The organism is Nostoc commune NIES-4072 (genome assembly GCF_003113895.1).
Classification (GTDB): Bacteria; Cyanobacteriota; Cyanobacteriia; order Cyanobacteriales; family Nostocaceae; genus Nostoc; species Nostoc commune.
This window is the reverse complement of sequence record NZ_BDUD01000001.1, coordinates 5,578,185-5,597,446: the sequence shown is the minus strand read 5'-3', so window position 1 is coordinate 5,597,446 and position 19,262 is coordinate 5,578,185. Positions and strand designations below refer to the sequence as shown.

The following is a 19,262-nucleotide window of genomic DNA, read 5'->3' as shown; positions in this document are numbered from 1 at the left end:
TGAAGTGGACTTTATGTAAAGGAGTTATAAGTTGCAACGGTAAACTCGGTTATAAGACCTAATTCAATGCTAAGGTTGGGTTTGAGTAGCTGTAATTAAGGTAGCTAGAAGATAGCACAGTGGCTGTTGCAGTTGAAAAATTAATAACATCGGATATTTTAAAACCAGGGCGTTACCTGGGTAATGAGCGTTTAGCAGTACACAAACCTTGGGATACGGCAACAATACGCTGGGTATTAACTTATCCAGAAGTATATGAAGTCGGTGCATCGAATTTAGGGCACATCATTCTCTATAACATTTTGAATGCCCAACCGCGTCAATTGTGCGATCGCGCCTACCTCCCAGGAAAAGACCTCGCAGCCAAACTACGCGAAACTAATACGCCGTTGTTTGCTGTAGAGTCAAAGCGATCGCTCACAGAATTCGACATTTTAGGTTTTAGCCTCAGTTACGAACTGGGTGCAACTAATATCCTAGAAATGTTGGATTTGGCTGAAATTCCCTTGACGTGGCAAGAACGGCAAAAAGCTAGCGTTGCAGGGGGAGAATTTACGAATCTCCAGTCCCCGTTTCCGTTAATTTTTGCTGGTGGGCAAACAGCAACATCTAATCCTGAACCTTATGCCGACTTCTTCGACTTTATCGCCCTTGGAGATGGAGAAGAACTGCTGCCAGAAATTGGCTTGGTATTGGAATTCGGCAAACAAGCAGGATTGAGTCGAGAACATCTGTTACTGGATTTAGCACAGATACCAGGTGTATATGTGCCTCAGTTTTACGACATGGCAGAGGATGGCTCGGTTCATCCTCGTCGCCTAGACGTACCAAAACGAATTTTGCGCCGGGTTGCAACTCCCATACCCGCATATTCCATTGGCTTAGTTCCCTACGTGGAAACGGTGCATGACCGCTTGACCATTGAGATTAGGCGTGGTTGCACTCGTGGCTGTCGCTTTTGTCAACCAGGAATGCTAACTCGACCAGCACGGGATGTGGAACCCGATCAGGTTGTAGATGCAATTGAACAGGGGATGCGGGCAACTGGTTACAATGAGTTTTCCCTATTATCTCTGAGTTGTTCTGATTATTTGTCCCTGCCAGCAGTGGGGATGGAAATCAAAAACCGCTTAAAAAATGAAAATATTTCTCTGACTCTACCAAGCCAACGGGTAGACAGATTTGATGAAAATATTGCCAATATCCTTGGGGGTACGCGGCAAAGTGGATTGACTTTTGCTCCAGAAGCTGGAACTCAGCGAATGCGAGACATTGTGAATAAGGGTTTGACAAATGAAGAATTATTGCGGGGGGTAAAAACCGCTTGGGAGCAAGGCTGGGATAAAATCAAGTTGTATTTTATGATTGGCTTGCCGGGTGAGACCGATGCTGATGTTTTAGGCATTGCCGAAACAGTAAGCTGGCTACAGCGAGAATGTCGAGGCAAGGGCAGAAAACCTCTAAACTTTAACCTGACGATTTCTAACTTTACGCCCAAGCCGCATACACCATTTCAATGGCACTCAGTTTCTACCACTGAATTTAAACGCAAACAAAACCTATTGCGGCAAGAATTCCGCCGAATAAAGGGAGTGAAGGTAAATTTTACCGATGTTCGCATCTCGGCAATGGAAGATTTTGTAGGACGAGGCGATCGCAAATTGAGCAAAGTAGTCCGGCGTGCCTGGGAATTGGGTGCAGGTATGGATTCCTGGTATGAAAATTTAGATCAGGCTTTTAGCGCTTGGGGAGAGGCGATCGCTGGGGCCGATCTAGACTGGAAATACCGCCAAGTAGAAAATGGCGAATGGAATTTGTTTCACGCACAAGATCAAACGAGATCCCCAGATGCGGAAAATACCCAATTTTGTACAGACGCGATTAATCGCGTCTCTCCCCACTCCCTCGATACTCCCCTCCCTTGGGATCATATTGATACCGGAATTGACAAAAAGTGGCTCAAAGAAGACTTGCAACGCGCCTTAGAAGCTGCAATTGTACCCGATTGCTCTTTTGAAGGTTGTTCCCACTGTGGCGTATGTGGAACCGACTTTGGCCATAACGTTGTGATTGAATCACCAGCTATTCCAAAATTCGCTGGCGAGTTTGTCCCCAACACAACTAAGGTACAAAGACTGCGAGTTTGGTTTGGGAAACAGGGTAACATGGCTTTGGTAAGCCACCTAGATTTAATCCGTCTGTTTGACCGAGTTGTGCGGCGAGCAGGCTTACCAATCGCTTTCACTGGTGGATTTCATCCAATGCCGCGAATTTCTGTAGCAACTGCTTTGGCTCTAGGAGCTACTAGTAGTGGTGAAATTGCAGATTTTGAGTTAACTGTACCAGTGGCAGTCGATACTTTTCGAGAACAGTTGCTTCGGGAAATGCCCACAGACATACCTATATATGATGTGGAGCAGATAGATTTAAAAACTCCGGCAGCGACTCAACTGCTAGAAACAGCAGAATATTTAATTACCGTAGCAGCAATCGAAGAAGCAACACCTATACAATGGCAAAAATGGATTGATACCATCAAAGCAAAAGACGAACTGTGGTACGAGCATACAACAAAGTCAGGCAAGAGCCAGTTAATAAATCTGCGCGATCGCTTATTTGAACTGGAATTAGTAGAAAACTACAAAAGTATTGCAGAATCTATATCTGTTATCCGTTATGTAGGTAGCTATCGCCAAGATGGTTTTCTATTGCGTCCTGAACAAATCCTGTTTATGCTAAGGATGGTGGCTAGTGGAGAATTCCAACTCCTGCACATCCACCGCAATCGGCTAATTTTAGGGGTATAATCCCTTTAGGGCAGCTTGCTAGTAGTTGTCCTAATGTGGCTATATCGTTGGAATTGATTTTTAGCAAGGTTGCGTTAGAATGGGGTGAAGAGAAATTTTCTGGCGCTGCATTGAATTTAGCTGGTTCACTACCCTGGTGTTCAGGGGGCGAAAGCAAAGATATTAGTAGAGTGCAAATTCTAGGATTTTATCCCAGACAAACTGAGGCAGATTAAAGAACACACACACTCTCTATAGCTACCTTGTGAATCAGTAACTAACAGCAGGTTCGCTTAGATTCTCTAAATCCATGCTTTTTAAACAGCTGCTGAATGTTTAATCCCCAGTAGTGCCAAAGAGCTAGTGAGCTACTTTTCTAGAGTTGTTCGCCTTTGGCGTTCCCGTAGGTTAAACAACTGCTCATCGGTTAGGCCAAATTTGCAGACGTTCACGAGACGCGCAAAACGCGGCTTAAAGTAGGGTAGCAGCTGACGTTGCTGAGTAAAACCCTAAGGAGAAATCCGGGGAATGGAAAATAGAAATAGTTTCTTTTTCTTAACGACATCAGTAGGTTACTCTCGAATAAAGCTTCCTGAGTTAAAAACTCACTCAGGATTCAGAACTTTTAACTCAGAACTCTCTTTATTGAGGGTATTGCATCACAAATCAACCACGGATGGTTGATTTAATTGCTTAAACATGCAACCGTTCTGGAATAATCCGCCGTAAAAATGCTCTTAAGAGCGCCAATAGCTATTTAATTTAGAAGCTCAGGTTTGCGATTTTTATTATCAGTAGCACCTTTTGAGGGTTGCAGGGGCAACAAAGGTATAACAAACCTCCATAACCTATTGGTGCTGCCAATTTTGAGGAAATTGAATGCCAAAACAAATTATCATCGCGGAGCAGCACCAAATTGCTGCTGTTTTTTCTGAAGATCAAATACAGGAACTAGTTGTTGCTACGGGTCATCACCAAATAGGTGATATCTACTTAGGAGTAGTAGAAAACGTATTGCCTGGGATAGATGCGGCTTTTGTCAATATTGGCGACCCAGAGCGCAACGGTTTTATTCATGTCACCGACTTAGGGCCACTGAAGCTAAAGCGCACCGCAGCAGCAATTACAGAACTACTAGCACCACAGCAGAAAGTCTTGGTGCAAGTAATGAAAGAGCCAACGGGGACAAAAGGCCCCCGGCTGACGGGTAACATTACTTTGCCCGGACGCTACGTAGTACTGATGCCTTATGGTAGAGGTGTAAATTTATCCCGACGGATTAAAAGTGAAAGTGAGCGTAACCGCTTGCGGGCACTAGCAATTTTGGTCAAACCGGCGGGAATGGGTTTGCTTGTGCGTACAGAAGCAGAAGGCAAACCCGAAGAAGCAATTATGGAAGATTTGGAATTGCTGCAAAAGCAATGGGAAGCCATTCAGCAGGAAGCGCATTCCACCCGTGCCCCAGCACTACTCAACCGGGACGATGATTTCATTCAGCGCGTATTGCGGGATATGTACGGCGCGGATGTAAATCGGATTGTCGTGGATTCTAGTACTGGCTTGAAGCGCGTCAAACAGTACTTGCAGAACTGGAGTGGAGGTCAAACACCGCAGGGATTGTTAATTGACCATCACCGCGATCGCTCTCCAATTTTAGAATATTTCCGCATCACTGCCGCCATTCGAGAAGCCCTCAAACCGAGAGTAGACCTACCTTCTGGAGGCTACATCATCATTGAGCCGACAGAGGCATTAACCGTAATTGATGTTAACTCAGGTTCCTTCACGCGATCGGCAACAGCTAGAGAAACAGTTTTGTGGACAAACTGCGAAGCTGCAACAGAAATTGCTCGCCAGTTGCGTCTACGAAATATCGCTGGGGTGATCGTTGTTGATTTTATTGATATGGAATCACGACGCGATCAACTGCAAGTTCTTGAACACTTTAATAAAGCACTCAAAGCAGATAAAGCTCGTCCGCAGATTGCCCAATTAACCGAACTGGGTTTAGTAGAACTAACCCGCAAACGCCAAGGTCAAAACATTTACGAATTGTTTGGTGAAACTTGTCCCACTTGTGGCGGTTTAGGACATACTGTGCGTCTGCCTGGAGAAATCGAAAACCGATTACCAATACCAGCAGAAACACTAGACCGTGAACGTGAGCGTTTTGTATCCCCCCTGCCTCACCGAGAACCACGTCAGCCTGCTGCGCGCATCCCAGAACCACGAGAAACCTATGATGGATTTTCAGAAGCATTTGAGGGCGACCTAGAATCGGGGAACTTAAATCTGATCAATCATCCTAGTTATCAAGACCTTAATGATAATAAGCGTCGTACCCGCACTCGTCGCAGTCGAATTGCCATCAATGGGTTAAACGGGAAAGATGAAGCTAGGGTTGTAGCCAATCCACTGGCTTTTGTTAACGAGCCAGACTTAGACCTTGATATTGAACCAGAACTAGGAGTTGCACCAGAGATTCCCTCACCCACCCTTGGTAAACCAGGTTGGAGTGAAAGAGTAGAGCGCACTGTAGTAGATCGCACTATAGATCGGACTGTAGAACGCGCTAAAATTATCAAGGCAGAGCCAGTCAAACCAGTGGTAGAACCACCGGAGATTAGAACTGTAGAAATGAGCCTCCAGGAACAGGATATCTTTGCCTTGATGGGAATATCTCCTTTGGTGAAGTTAGAGCAAGAGGTTAAAAATCCCAAGTCTGTGATTATTAACGTGATTCAACCTGGTCAAAAGCCAACGACTCCAATTGAATCAACCTCAGAATCAACTATTGTCCAAAAAGCAACACCTGAAATAATCCCAAGCAAAATACCAATACCAAAAGTTATTGAGCCAGAACCAAAACCTTTGATAGAAGAGACAACTGAACCATCTGAGTTGACTGCTAGCCCAACGAGTAGTTTGTCTGCGAAAGCTTCCGCCAACGAAGATGAAAGTGATGCCAACAGCGCCGCCACTGCTAGCCGTCGCCGCCGCCGTCGTTCCTCAGCCATCGAGGATAATTAATTTGCTTTATGGTAGAAACGTCGCCAACGCCCTTGGAACAATCCAATTGGCTAGAGTTTTCTACCTTGTCAGGGATTCCAGGGTTGGTTGCAGGTGTGGATGAAGTAGGGCGAGGCGCTCTATTTGGCCCTGTGGTGGCGGCAGCAGTGATCCTGCCAGATCATGCTTTGCCAATACTAATGGCAGCTAAAATCAAAGATAGTAAAAAGTTATCTAGTTCTCGTAGAACTCAGCTAGCACACCAAATTTGTGAGCTGGCTATAGACTGGAAAATTGGGTTTGCTTCGACTGCTGAAATTGACAAGATAAATATTTTGCAAGCGACGCTGTTAGCAATGAAGCGGGCTGTGCTGAAGTTAAAGATACAGCCTGCACTCTGCCTGGTTGATGGTAATCAGTTAATCAAAGACTTACTATTGCCGCAACAAACAATAATTAAGGGGGACGAGCGATCGCTTGCCATTGCCTCTGCTAGTATTGTTGCCAAGGTTTGGCGTGACGATCTGGTACTGCGTCTAGCATTAAAATACCCTATGTACAACCTGGAGTGTAACAAGGGTTATGGTAGCCAGCAGCATTTGCTGGCTCTGCAACAATATGGGCCCTCGCCCTTACATCGTCAGTCTTTTCGTCCTTGCCAAATCAAAATTCTGAACCCTGAGTGATTAAATAATTACTCAGCATTCAGGATTGGCAATTCAGTACTGTTACCGCTAAGTCCTCTATCTTTGGTTTGTGATATCACCCAGTAACGATAATCCGCCAAAAGTTGATTTAATAACCGTTGCTTGACAGATAACAATACGCTTTTGAGCAAAGCATTGCCAGTAGCTTCTAAAATCGGCTTGGGAGTGAAAGAAAATGGCGGTGGCAAATCCACCAGCACTTCTAAATCAGCCCTTCCTTGCAGGCGAGTGCCAGTGCTTAACTCTTTGGGAGACAAATGTCCTTTTAAATTGAGAGCAAAACGCTGGTTAATATACTCGAAGCCCAGGATTTCACAGCCTAGCGATCGCAAATTAATTATTCCATTTGATTCTGCCCAAACTCTCATGTCTACAGTAGGTTGAATACTCAATGACATAAAACTTAACGGACGCATTTTCAAACGAAATACTTCCTCAGAAAGCTGCTCAATTCTACTGTTGTCAGCCAAGGCCTTAACTAGACGTTGAGGTTGGCGCAAGTAGTGCTGAATGGGAATAGGCTGCTCTGGAACAGCGATTTCCACTGATTGGGAGGCAGTAAACTTGGTAGCCATGAATTGAAGGAAGTAATTGTTTGATACTTTTATTATTGATTAATTTATTATGTTTATTTTTTTAATTTAGATTACATTGAACTAGCAATTTCAACAAGAATTCCATCCAAATCACGGACATAAGCCACTGTTTGTCCCCAAGGCTTAACTTTGGCATCTGCAACAACCACAGCACCACCTTCTATGGCACGCGACAAAGCTGCTACTATATCGTCTGTTAGAAAACCAACCTCAATACCAGCAGGTAGATTTAATAGACTGTTTTCTTGGAATCCTTGGGGAAGGTTAGATTTTGCAAGTTCATTTGAGGCGAAAGCAAGAGTTGTTCCACCCGTTTCCATCTCGGCGTATTGTTCGCTCTCATGAATAAACTGTTGTTTCAGACCAAATGCCTTTTCATAAAAAGCGACCGATTGGACAACATCCTTTACATAAAGAATTGTGTAAGAGAACTTCATAATCTTTATTTCTCACTGAAACAACCACTGAAGTTAAGCTAGTACATTTGCTCTAGTTAGTCAAGTAACCACATTGTTGTACAGGTACAAACTGTATAATTACATTACCTACAAAAGCAGTATGTAATTAAATAAATCAAATTAAAGCAATATTGTTGGTTAATAAAGAAAGGCTGGGTTTACTAACGATATAGTCTATAAATTGAACAGATAACTAATAAACACATGACTTTATTGATCGCACATTTAGGGCCTCCCGGCACCTATACAGAACAAGCAACTGTTTTTTATGCCAACTGGCTAACTAAAAGTACGGGAGTTGAAGCTAGTTTATGTCCCTATCCCACCATCGCCCAATCACTGCACGCCGTTGCTGATGGTAAAGCCCACATGGCTGTTGTGCCAGTGGAAAATTCTATTGAAGGGAGTGTGACTATGACACTAGATACACTGTGGCAGTTGGACAGTTTGCAAATTCAGCTAGCCTTAGTATTACCTATTGTCCATACGTTAATTTCTTGCGCGTCTAGCTTAGATAAAATTAAAACTGTTTACTCTCACCCGCAAGCTTTGGCACAATGTCAGGGATGGTTAGGGCGGTTTCTGCCGAGTGTACAGATTATTCCCAGCAATTCTACAACCGAGGCGTTACAGCGATTGGAGCAAGAGACAACAACAGCAGCGATCGCTTCTAGTAGAGCAGCTCAACTCTACAACCTGCCGATCCTTGCTAGTGGCATCAACGACTATCCAGAAAACTGTACTCGTTTTTGGGTAGTAAGTCAGGGTGAAGCGATCGCTGAATATCAGCCATCAAAAGTGTCTACCAGTCACACATCACTGGCTTTTAGTATGCCTGCCAACACACCCGGAGCATTGCTCAAACCTTTGCAAATATTTGCTCAACGAGGAATTAACCTCAGCCGGATTGAATCTCGTCCGACAAAGCGATCGCTAGGCGAATACTTGTTTTTCATGGATTTAGAAGCGGATGCTAAGGAAGCACAAATGCAATCTGCTTTAGCAGAATTAACTATGCACACAGAAATTTTAAAAATTCTTGGCACTTACAATGTTTTGCCGATCAGCGCTGCTACTTTATAAGTTAGGAGTTATTAATTAGTTAAGAGTTAGGAGTTATCAGTTATTAATTATCAGATAGGGAATATAAATTATAAGTTGCCAATCTTTTATTTTTTGTTATTTATTCCTAACTCCTCACTCCTCACTCTTGTACAGACGCGATTAATCGCGTCTCTCCTCACTTTTCATTAAACGTGTCTTTAAGAACAGAACGAGCGGCTAAGTGATTCCGAGTAGAGGTTAAAATTTCCGCTTCCCGCTCAAGACGAGTTGCAGTATCTTGCATTTCTAACAATAATTGTTGCTCTGCGGCTACACCATAAAGATTACTCGCTACCCAATAAGATAACTCTGTTGGTAGGTCAGGCAAATCTTCTGGCAGTTCGATATTTTGTTCGGTTAATTTGGCTGATAGACGCACAACATCTCGCAGTAGTTGTTCTACCTCAGTTGATAAAGGTCGCAAATCTTTAGCCGGTGGTTGGTCTTCAATCCACTCAACTAAGCCAACGCGGTATGGCTTTTCCCGAACATATTCTAATACCCGAAATCTTTGCTGCCCTAAAGCCAACATCTTGATGCGATCATCTGGCAACCGTTGATGATGAACGATTTCTGCACAGCAGCCAGTGTTTGCAATTGTACCTTTAACAGGATCGACCATCAAAACACCGAATCTGCGATCGCTCTCCAAAATCGTGTTCATCATGATTCGGTAGCGAAATTCAAAGATGTGCAGAGGCAATGGTCTGGTAGGAAACAGAACTACTTCGGGTAACGGGAACAGAGGTAGTTCACGAACTGCAATTTTAGAAGATGATGTCATTGTTATCTTGGTATAAACTTAATCTTTAAAATTTCTTTTCTCTGCTTTTCCCGTACTTTATCTACATTCTATCATTTGTTTCCTAGCTAAATAAAAGCCCTGAGATATATTTATTCAGGGCAATGTAAAAACTTATACTAATGTCATTTGTCCTTTGTCTTTTGCTAATGACTAATGACCAATGACTAATAACTAAATTAAAGTTTGACTTCGATATCTACACCTGATGGTAGATCCAATTTCATCAGGGCATCAATAGTCTTAGAAGAGGGCTGGTAAATATCAATAATCCGGCGATGAGTACGGGTTTCAAAGTGTTCCCGTGAATCTTTATCTACGTGAGGCGATCGCAGCACACAATAGATCCGGCGTTTTGTTGGTAAAGGAATTGGGCCTACGGCTGTAGCATTGGTGCGGTTAGCTGTGTCTACAATCTTCTCGCAAGATGTGTCTAATAAGCGTCGGTCAAAAGCTTGTAAGCGAATTCTAATTTTCTGCTGCTGTAGAGTTGCCATCTTTAATTTTCCAGGTTCTGCGTAATTAGGGGAATGGGGACTAGGAACTGGGGACTGGGAACTGGGAACTTAATACCTAATCCCTAATCCCCAATCACCAGTACCTAGAATAGAAGGAAGAGAAAGGAGCAGAGAGGCACAATAAATACCATCTCTGCTCCTTTGTTATGAGCGAAAAGGTGCTACTTGATAATTTTGGAAACGACACCAGCACCAATGGTGCGACCACCTTCGCGGATAGCGAAGCGCATTCCTTGTTCAATAGCGATCGCGTTGATCAATTCTACTGTCATCTTGATGCGATCGCCTGGCATCACCATTTCTACTTCTTTGCCTTCATCGGAGGTGTAAGCTTTGATGGTACCAGTTACATCAGTTGTCCGCACATAGAACTGGGGACGGTAGCCAGCGAAAAATGGAGTCTTACGACCACCTTCTTTTTCTGTTAAGACATAAACCTCACCTTCAAATTCATTATGAGGTTTAATCGAACCAGGTTTAGCAATGACCATACCCCGTTCAATATCAGCCTTTTGGATACCCCGGAGTAGTACGCCAGCGTTATCTCCAGCCATACCTTGGTCGAGACTCTTCTTGAACATCTCAATACCAGTTACGGTAGTGGCGCGAGTATCTCTGATACCCACTAGTTCAACGTTATCGCCAACTTTGACTACACCCCGCTCAATCCGACCAGTGGCGACAGTACCACGACCTGTAATTGAGAACACGTCTTCTACAGCCATCAGGAAGGGTTTATCAACATCCCGCTCAGGAGTGGGGATGTAAGAATCTACAGCATCCATCAATTCGTAGATTTTGTCTACCCACGGATTTTCACCGCGTTGAGTCTTAGGATTCTTGGTCATTGCTTCTAGAGCTTGCAGACCAGAGCCTTTGATAATGGGGATATCATCGCCAGGGAAATCGTAGCTTGAAAGCAGTTCTCTAAGTTCTAGTTCTACTAGTTCCAAGAGTTCTGGGTCATCCATCAAATCTTCTTTGTTCAAGAAGACAACCAGACTGGGAACGCCTACCTGTTTTGCCAACAGGATGTGTTCGCGGGTTTGAGGCATAGGGCCATCGGTAGCAGCAACTACGAGGATACCTCCATCCATCTGAGCAGCACCGGTGATCATGTTCTTCACATAGTCAGCGTGTCCTGGACAGTCTACGTGAGCATAGTGCCGATTTGCAGTTTCATACTCTACGTGAGCGGTATTGATGGTAATACCCCGTGCCTTTTCTTCTGGGGCATTATCAATTTGGTCGTAGCCCTTAGCTACAGCCTGACCCATAGCTGCCAAGGTCATGGTGATGGCTGCTGTCAAGGTAGTTTTACCGTGGTCAACGTGGCCAACTGTACCGATATTAATGTGGGGTTTATTCCTTTCAAACTTTGCGCGTGCCATGAATGCTCATTTCCTTATTTTAACTAAGCGTTCCCTTTGCTTTTTGCAATGATAGTTTCAGCTACGCTGCGAGGAACCTCTTCGTAGTGGCTGAACTCCATCGTGAAGGTACCCCGACCTTGCGTTTTTGACCGAATATCAGTGGCGTAGCCAAACATGCTCGCTAATGGAACTTTGGATGTTACCTTAGCCAGTCCCTTTTCGGTGCTTTGGCTTTCAATCTGCCCTCGGCGGGTGTTGAGGTCGCCAATGACGTTCCCCATATAGTCTTCAGGAACTTCAACTTCAACTTTCATCATAGGTTCTAAGATGACAGGTGAAGCTTTCAGCACAGCCTCTTTCATCGCCATTGAGCCAGCGATTTTGAAAGCCATTTCTGAAGAGTCTACATCATGGTATGACCCATCAATTAGGGTCGCTTTAACGTCAATCAATGGATATCCAGCTAGAACACCGGATTCGCAGCTTTCTTTCATTCCTTGTTCTGCGGGGCCAACGTACTCTTTAGGTACTGAACCACCAGCAATTTTGGAAACGAATTCAAAGCCAGTACCGGGTTCTCCAGGCTCCAAATTGATCACAACGTGACCGTATTGACCTTTACCACCACTTTGGCGGATGAATTTGCCCTCAACTTTGTTCACAGCTTTCCGAATTGTTTCTCGGTAAGCTACTTGTGGCGCACCTACATTCGCTTCCACTTTGAATTCTCGTAACATCCGGTCTACTAGAATTTCTAGGTGTAGCTCTCCCATTCCCGCGATCACGGTCTGATTTGTTTCCGGATCGACGCGGACACGGAAGGTAGGGTCTTCTTCTGAGAGAGATTGCAGAGCCTTGGACAGTTTGTCCATGTCATTCTTGGTTTTGGGTTCAACCGCCACCGAGATCACAGGCTCAGGAATGAATAGGGATTCCAGAATTACTGGCGATCCATCATCACAGAGGGTGTCACCTGTCAAGGTGTCTTTCAATCCCAGAGCTGCTCCTAAATCACCCGCTCGCAGTTCATCGACATCTTGCCGATCATCTGCCTTCATTAGAACTAAGCGGGAAATCCGTTCTTTTTTATTCTTACTAGCGTTGAGAACGTAGCTGCCCTTTTTCAGGACACCAGAATAAACGCGAACAAATGTTAGGCGACCGTAGGGGTCAGCCATAATCTTGAATGCCAGAGCCGCTAGGGGTTCGTCGTCATCAGCCCGTCGCTCAACAGTATCGCCATTGGGCAGTAAACCTTGAATTGGCGGTACTTCACTTGGTGCTGGCAGGTAATCTACAACGGCATCCAGCATCAACTGCACGCCTTTGTTTTTGAATGCTGAACCACAAAGTACTGGTACAATCGTTCCCGCAATTGTGCCTTTACGCAGGGCAGTCCGAACTTCGTCTTCTGTAAGTTCTTCGCCCTCGAAGTACTTAGTCATCAGAGCATCATCGGTTTCTGCTGCGGCTTCTATGAGCTTGGTGCGGAATTCTTCTACCTGTGCTTGCAATTCCTCCGGTATATCGGTTTCCTGAATATCAGTACCTTGATCGTTTGCGTAAATATACGCACGTTGCCGTACTAGGTCAACGATACCTTGGAAGTCGTTTTCACTACCAATTGGTAATTGAATAGCGATCGCATTCGCCCGCAGGCGATCGCGGATTTGCTCGTGAACTTTATAAAAGTTCGCTCCGGTGCGATCCATCTTGTTGATAAAGGCAATCCGAGGAACTTTGTAACGTTCTGCTTGCCGCCACACTGTCTCAGACTGGGGTTGCACGCCGCCCACAGAACAAAATACTGCGATTACACCATCTAACACGCGCATGGAACGCTCAACTTCAATTGTGAAGTCTACGTGACCCGGAGTATCGATAATGTTTATTTGATGATCTTTCCAACTGGTACTGATAGCAGCCGCAGTAATGGTAATTCCCCGCTCCCGCTCCTGCTCCATCCAGTCTGTGACGGCAGTTCCTTCATGAACTTCGCCAATTTTATGAATTATCCCAGAGTAAAATAATATTCTCTCTGTTGTTGTTGTTTTGCCCGCATCTATATGCGCCGCAATACCAATGTTGCGTACTTTCTCTAGCGGGATCGTGCGTGCCACAGCTACCTCCTATAGTTTTTGCCTCATGATATCTTGTATATTACTCTTTGTTAAGATTCTATACTTTTAGGGAAAACCGTCTTCTTTTTGTAAATCATCCGATATACCGCTTCTTTCGGGCGATATATCGCTTTTCTACTTAGTAACGATAGTGTGCGAATGCTTTGTTAGCTTCCGCCATCCGGTGCGTTTCTTCACGTTTCCGAATCGCATTGCCAGTTTCGTTAGCAGCATCCATTAATTCATTTGCCAGTTTGCTTGCCATTGTCCGGCCTGGTCTGGAGCGAGAATATTGCACTAACCAACGCAGTGCTAGGGTAGTACCCCGTTCTGTACGCACTTCCATTGGTACTTGGTAAGTTGCTCCACCAACTCGCCGAGCTTTTACTTCTACTAAAGGCGTGGCATTTCGCACTGCTCTTTCAAAAGTTTCTAAAGCACCAGCACCAGTGCGTTCTTCAATAGTTTTTAATGCATCATAAACAATCCGTGCGGCAAGTGATTTCTTGCCATGACGCATGATCCGCCTGATAATCATGCTCACAAGGCGACTGTTATATACAGAGTCAGACGGAACTGGGCGCCTTTGAATAACACCACGACGAGACATACTTCACCTTTAATTCGGAATTGGTAACGAAATTATATGCTATCAGACACTGGAAGCTAAAAGCTGTGGAACTCAACCCTCAGACTTTCTCAATTTTGCTTTCGACTGTTGCAGCAAGGCTTACTTATTGACTGCCAATTTTGGACTAGAGTTCTTGGTAAATGTTCCGACCACTAGGATTGGAATAATCAAAATTCTGTAAGCCTCATCCCCTTGTGGGTTCGACCAATCCAAAAATTGCAAATCTAAAATTCATTTACTTGCTAGCTGCAACTAAATACTCAAGGCGACAAGATTTTAAACTTTAATGTCCAGATTAGAATTATGCTGTGGATTACAGCGTTCTCCTCAGAACTTCTACACTTGCTCGCTTAGTGTAGGTGTACCTTGCTTGTTGATTTTTTTAAACTGACTTGAGCAGCTTTCGTAACTACTATTAGTACACAGACCCTGATAGTTTTTTTGTCCTTGAGCGCTTCTAAGCTAGACGATTAATCGTGTTGGATGCGATTAATCGCCTAAGTCTATTTTTTCGCTTCTTTCGGACGCTTGGTTCCATACTTGGAACGCCCTTGTTTACGGTCTTTGACTCCGGCTGTATCTAGGGTGCCACGGATAATGTGGTATCTCACGCCTGGTAGATCCTTAACCCGACCGCCACGAATCATCACAACTGAGTGTTCTTGTAAGTTGTGACCAATACCTGGAATGTAAGCTGTGACTTCAAATCCAGAGGTAAGTCTGACTCTTGCTACTTTACGTAGAGCTGAGTTAGGCTTTTTTGGTGTGGTCGTGTATACTCTGGTACAAACTCCCCGACGTTGGGGGCATTGTTTCAGAGCCGGGGACTTGGTTTTCTGACGCGCTTGTTCGCGCTCGTTACGTATTAGCTGCTGTATTGTTGGCATGAGTTACAGCGCGTAAAGCTGCTTATATGTCTAAGTTTTAACAAATCCTAATTATATCGTTTTTTACGGTTTTATGTCAATTGTAATTTTTCCTTAATTTTATTGGCAAAGGATCGCTAATTAAGGACTATTAACTAGTTATAGAGAATGAATTACCACAGCCACAGGTTGCGATCGCCTGCGGGTTTTGGAAGCGAAAACCACCACCCATTAAGTCTTCTGAATAATCCACTCTCAAACCGTTGAGGTAACTTAAGCTGGCGGCATCTATAACTACTTGAATCTCATCCAAGTTGAAAACCTGGTCGCCAACTTTTATTGCTTTATCGAAGGACATGTCATAAAAGAACCCGGAACAACCACCTGGTTTTACTGCCAATCGAAATAAGACATTTGGCTGCTGCTTGGACTTTATTCGCCCAATCTCACTCGCGGCTGCTTGACTCAGATGAATCATGGAACTCGTTTTTTGCAATTAAATACCCCATCTTCATTTTACAGACAGATGGGTTAATCCTAGCTTCTTGAAAATTCCAAATCATCGAAGCTATGAGGGCGATCGCTATTACTACATTTATAGCACAAAATATTTCAGTCCCTACCTAGTTAAGGTGGGGACTTCTGGGGTGTAGTGGTTCCCAAAGACGGTTTGCACAAAAATGTATTCAGTTTTTAGATTAGAGCTTTAATCTTTGGTACGAGCATAGTCATCTTGGTAGCGAATAATATCATCTTCTCCCAAGTATTCGCCATTTTGCACTTCAATCAACACCAAGGGGATCACACCAGGATTCTCTAAACGATGAGATGTACATTGGGGTACGTAGGTTGACTCATTATTGCTCAGTAGGACTTCTTTCTCGCCACAAGTTACCCTAGCTGTACCAGATACGACAATCCAATGTTCACTGCGGTGGTGGTGCATTTGTAGACTGAGGCGGTGTCCGGGCTTAACTTCAATGCGCTTGATTTTGTATCCGCGCCCTTCTTCCAAAACTGTAAAAGCACCCCAAGGACGTAATTCAGTTGCAGCAACGCCTTTGGATGTGATAGTTGAAGGTAAATGTAGAGTTTCAGTCTGTGTAGTTTCTTGATATCGAGCCATAGTCACCTCATTTGAAGACATAACAAACCGTTGGTACTCTTACTATTGATAAAAAATCTGGCGCTATCTTACAACGTTGAAAATCATTAATTTTGTCGCGCCTTGATAAAGATAGCAAAATCAAACATGGCGGTGTAAATCATCACTACTAAAACTCTTGTATCTACACTAAGTCTTCATTAGGCAAAATGGCAGCTTGTTCTAAACTTTAAAAAATGAGTGGGGAGTTCGTTGGTAATTGAGTTTTTTCCCCATTCCCTACTCCCTACTCCCTCATTATCTTGGTTTCAGGAAAATACCAATTCCATTATGAACACGAGCAGCAGTACTAGGGGAGCGATCAAGTAGTTGTCCTCCTAAATAAAGGCTGGTAGAACTACCTCCGTCCAAATTTAGAGCATCCACACAGCCCATCTGTTGCAGCAATTGAGCATGTTCTGCCAAATTAGGGCCATAACCGCCTGCACGATTATGTGTGGCAGTAATCATTAATGTGCCTGTTGCTGTTGTGCAAATACCGCTACGAATAGCCTTTTCGGCAATAAAGGCATTGCTGAATTTTTCGCCTTTGGCATCGAGGACAATTTGACGATTTTGGACTAATAGTGGCCCGGCTCCGATAATGTGGGGATAACGACTAAAATCAGCCGGAGCAGTGGTGCTAGAAATACTTACTGCGCTTCCAATAGGTAGCTGTGAGGCAGCACTAGCAGCGTTAGCACGTAAGGTTAGTAAGTAGCCATCCTGGGGAATGGGAACGACCGTCTCACCAACTTTGCCGCCTGGTAATTGTTGAGTAATTTGGTCTTTCTCTACCACTAGGATAATTTCGTTATCCGTCAAGGGCGTGTAAGTTGATCCCCAAGCTGGGGTGTAACGAGCAATACCACTCTGGACGTAGCCGCTATTAAGAAACAGAATTGGTAGGCGCTGGTCATTTGCCGTAATTAAAGTTTCTTCTAGGGTGAGACGACCGAAGTAAAATTGACCAGAATCATTCCAAGCGATCGCACCTCGGTTGAGAATGGGGCCTGATAACCACTGACCATCCCGACGAATTGCACCCAAGGGCAATCTGTTATTGCGGTTAAAATAGCCACCGTTAATTCCAGCTACTGCTAAGTAACGTTGTGCTGTTTGAATTAAAGGAGCAGTACCCGCAAGCCCATCAGGACTAGCCCACATAGGTTTCAGCGTTAGCCCAAATTTACGGGGATTAACTTCTAACCAAACTACCGGAAAGCGTTCTGTGCCTAAGTTGACATAATGCTGTCGCCAGCGCAATCCTGGGGCCCAAGTAATATCTCTTTCTTCTAGAGGATCGGGTCGAATATCGATAATCAGGCGATTGGGGGTATCTACAGTACTAACTTGAGGCGATAGACCGAAGGGAACGCTCAGACTAATTATGGTTTGGTTTTTCACCACCTCCACTTGTTGAATCAGTGGTTCAGGGGCTGGGGGTGGTGGTATAGGTTGTGTTGGTGTAACTGGTAATAATTGTTTGAGCAAATTAGGCAGCAATGTTGGTGGTACTGGTGGTGCTGCTGGTGGCTGGGGGGTATAGCGTTCTATTAAAACAGGATCGGCTATTCCATCCAGGGTAATTGTCCACTCTCTATTTGGCGGTACAGTGGATTTTGGGGTTGGCGTGTCTGGATCGAGGGATAGAGTTTCAATTTTTTTAATAATTGACCCTTGTGCAACTTGCCAAGGAGTTGCACGATCTAAATCAACCAGAATCCGAGTTTGTTGCAAAGGGGCACTCACCTCTGGACGTTCCTGGCTCTGAACAATATTTGTAATTTGTGCTTTTGGGGTAGCAATCACCAAAATGTTGCCATTGGTTCGGATTTCCCATCCAAATGTTTGAGCAAAATTAGTAATATCGAGATAGCGATATGCTCCTAGTAGCCTGGCGGTTAAAACCAGTGGCTTTGTCACCGATGAAAACCACTGTATTGGTTGCCTTGCTGAGTTACTACTGTTTAAGAAATTTACTCCAATTAACTGCCTAAATGCCCCATCACTCAGATGAGTTGTAATCTGACCAGCTTTTCCAGGTCGCTGGAACCAAGTTCCTGGTAAAGTACGACCATTGAGGGAAATTTGATTACCAAAGGATGCCACCCCTGTTAAAGCAGGTGCAGGTGACTGGGAGATGAGCCTTGGTATTGATTGGGCGTTTTTTGAAGACTCCTGGGCATTGGCAGCACAGGTAGCAGTTATGCATAGTGTTATTAAAAAGATTGGTGACACAGTAGCCTGGAAAAATCTGCGTTCCCCCTTGGCGTTGGCTTTGCGATCGCCATTCTCTGATTGGCAATAATTCGGCATTTTTACCATAATTTACTAGGTTTTTCAAAACTACCAGCCAAGGTATAAACTAACTAATTATTTGGAAATATAAAAAGAACATGAGTTTATTTTTGAAAAAACATGCTAATCTATATATTGGCTAGTTATCTCTTTTAAAAGCTAATCAACTTATTTAGACGCCAAAGCCCTGCAATCAAGTGTTTTAACTGGCACTAATTTTAACCACACTATACACGGTAGTTTTGATTATCAAAACTGGATTAAGATATTTAATCCTGACTGAATGTTGCTAATTCAGTAAGGTCTAGTTAATAGTAATACATGTGCCAACTGGTAGGCGGCAAAACTCTAGACAACAAAGATATTTGGGAATTGTCAAATGGGTATATATCGTAATACGCTGATTTTATTGCTGGCTCAGGATAACTAAATAATTAGTAATTCGTAATTAAAAGGGTACAGTAGCCCACACTAAATCTTTAATTTAGTGGTTAACAAGACAATGGAGGGTGCAACCCCCCACTGATTGCAACTACGAATTAAGGTAGCGTAGCGTAAAGCCAACTCTTGGAGAGGCAATGCCTTCGGCATAGCTTACTTACAGAGCGAGTCCTTGATCGTCACGAATCAATTACGAATTATTTTGACTTTGGCTTGAAAAAATAGTAAAGCGTTCAGTTTTAGTTTTGTTTCAGGTGAGCCGAAATAGGCTCTATGAGTAGCTAGCGTGCATCTGGAAAAAGGGAATTGAGAAAATATTTAGCTTCACAATATAAAAAAGAAACTGTCAGGGCAAAAATGATGTCTTGGCGGAGGTAACTTGTCTAACACCGCATAAATACATAAA

General features: G+C 43.9%; 16 protein-coding genes. 5 read left to right on the top strand and 11 right to left on the bottom strand.

What is annotated here, in order from left to right:
- Positions 1-119: 119 nt before the first annotated feature.
- The 4 genes from CDC33_RS24870 (at position 120) to CDC33_RS24855 (ending at position 6,481) form a co-directional block, all read left to right on the top strand.
- Positions 120-2,807, top strand: a complete 2,688-nt coding sequence (locus CDC33_RS24870) for a TIGR03960 family B12-binding radical SAM protein (RefSeq protein WP_109011183.1) — start codon at positions 120-122, stop codon at positions 2,805-2,807.
- Positions 2,808-2,842: 35 nt separating this feature from the next.
- On the top strand, positions 2,843-3,022 hold the full coding sequence (locus tag CDC33_RS24865) for a hypothetical protein (protein WP_109011182.1): 180 nt from the start codon (positions 2,843-2,845) through the stop codon (positions 3,020-3,022).
- 643 nt (positions 3,023-3,665) lie between these two features.
- Positions 3,666-5,816, top strand: coding sequence for a ribonuclease E (rne, locus tag CDC33_RS24860; RefSeq protein WP_109011181.1), 2,151 nt, complete (start codon positions 3,666-3,668; stop codon positions 5,814-5,816).
- Positions 5,817-5,824: 8 nt separating this feature from the next.
- Positions 5,825-6,481 (top strand): ribonuclease HII, encoded by a 657-nt coding sequence (locus CDC33_RS24855; RefSeq protein WP_109011180.1) that lies wholly within the window; start codon positions 5,825-5,827, stop codon positions 6,479-6,481.
- Positions 6,482-6,489: 8 nt separating this feature from the next.
- Here the strand turns inward: CDC33_RS24855 and CDC33_RS24850 are convergent, their stop codons facing one another.
- On the bottom strand, positions 6,490-7,077 hold the full coding sequence (locus CDC33_RS24850) for a DUF1997 domain-containing protein (protein ID WP_109011179.1): 588 nt from the start codon (positions 7,075-7,077) through the stop codon (positions 6,490-6,492).
- Positions 7,078-7,148: 71 nt separating this feature from the next.
- Complete coding sequence (locus tag CDC33_RS24845; protein WP_109011178.1) at positions 7,149-7,535, bottom strand: VOC family protein; 387 nt, start codon at positions 7,533-7,535, stop codon at positions 7,149-7,151.
- 225 nt (positions 7,536-7,760) lie between these two features.
- Between CDC33_RS24845 and pheA the strand changes: the two genes are divergently transcribed.
- Positions 7,761-8,639 (top strand): prephenate dehydratase, encoded by an 879-nt coding sequence (pheA, locus tag CDC33_RS24840; RefSeq protein WP_109011177.1) that lies wholly within the window; start codon positions 7,761-7,763, stop codon positions 8,637-8,639.
- Between the two features lie 157 nt (positions 8,640-8,796).
- On the opposite strand, the gene CDC33_RS24835 is transcribed toward pheA, so the two are convergent.
- The 9 genes from CDC33_RS24835 to CDC33_RS24795 all read right to left on the bottom strand — a co-directional run bounded on the left by CDC33_RS24835 (position 8,797) and on the right by CDC33_RS24795 (position 18,433).
- The gene (locus CDC33_RS24835) at positions 8,797-9,444 is read right to left on the bottom strand and encodes an LON peptidase substrate-binding domain-containing protein (protein WP_109011176.1); all 648 of its coding nucleotides are present in this window, start codon (positions 9,442-9,444) and stop codon (positions 8,797-8,799) included.
- 197 nt (positions 9,445-9,641) lie between these two features.
- Positions 9,642-9,959 carry a 30S ribosomal protein S10 gene (gene rpsJ, locus CDC33_RS24830; RefSeq protein WP_017320518.1) on the bottom strand — a complete coding sequence of 106 codons (318 nt, stop codon included), beginning with the start codon at positions 9,957-9,959 and terminating at the stop codon, positions 9,642-9,644.
- Positions 9,960-10,141: 182 nt separating this feature from the next.
- Positions 10,142-11,371 (bottom strand): elongation factor Tu, encoded by a 1,230-nt coding sequence (tuf, locus tag CDC33_RS24825; RefSeq protein WP_109011175.1) that lies wholly within the window; start codon positions 11,369-11,371, stop codon positions 10,142-10,144.
- A 23-nt stretch (positions 11,372-11,394) separates the two neighbouring features.
- Positions 11,395-13,473: an elongation factor G gene (gene fusA, locus CDC33_RS24820; protein ID WP_109011174.1), complete on the bottom strand. Its 2,079-nt coding sequence runs from the start codon at positions 13,471-13,473 to the stop codon at positions 11,395-11,397.
- 139 nt (positions 13,474-13,612) lie between these two features.
- Entirely contained in the window at positions 13,613-14,083 is a 471-nt protein-coding gene (rpsG, locus tag CDC33_RS24815) for a 30S ribosomal protein S7 (protein ID WP_069070112.1), read from the bottom strand.
- 524 nt (positions 14,084-14,607) lie between these two features.
- Complete coding sequence (gene rpsL / locus CDC33_RS24810; protein ID WP_012410236.1) at positions 14,608-14,991, bottom strand: 30S ribosomal protein S12; 384 nt, start codon at positions 14,989-14,991, stop codon at positions 14,608-14,610.
- Positions 14,992-15,121: 130 nt separating this feature from the next.
- Positions 15,122-15,448 (bottom strand): HesB/IscA family protein, encoded by a 327-nt coding sequence (locus CDC33_RS24805; protein WP_109011173.1) that lies wholly within the window; start codon positions 15,446-15,448, stop codon positions 15,122-15,124.
- Positions 15,449-15,676: 228 nt separating this feature from the next.
- A complete protein-coding gene (locus CDC33_RS24800; protein ID WP_109011172.1) occupies positions 15,677-16,096 on the bottom strand; it encodes a cupin domain-containing protein in 420 nt (139 codons plus the stop codon).
- Between the two features lie 276 nt (positions 16,097-16,372).
- Positions 16,373-18,433, bottom strand: coding sequence for a phosphodiester glycosidase family protein (locus CDC33_RS24795; RefSeq protein ID WP_109012699.1), 2,061 nt, complete (start codon positions 18,431-18,433; stop codon positions 16,373-16,375).
- Positions 18,434-19,262 lie beyond the last annotated feature (829 nt).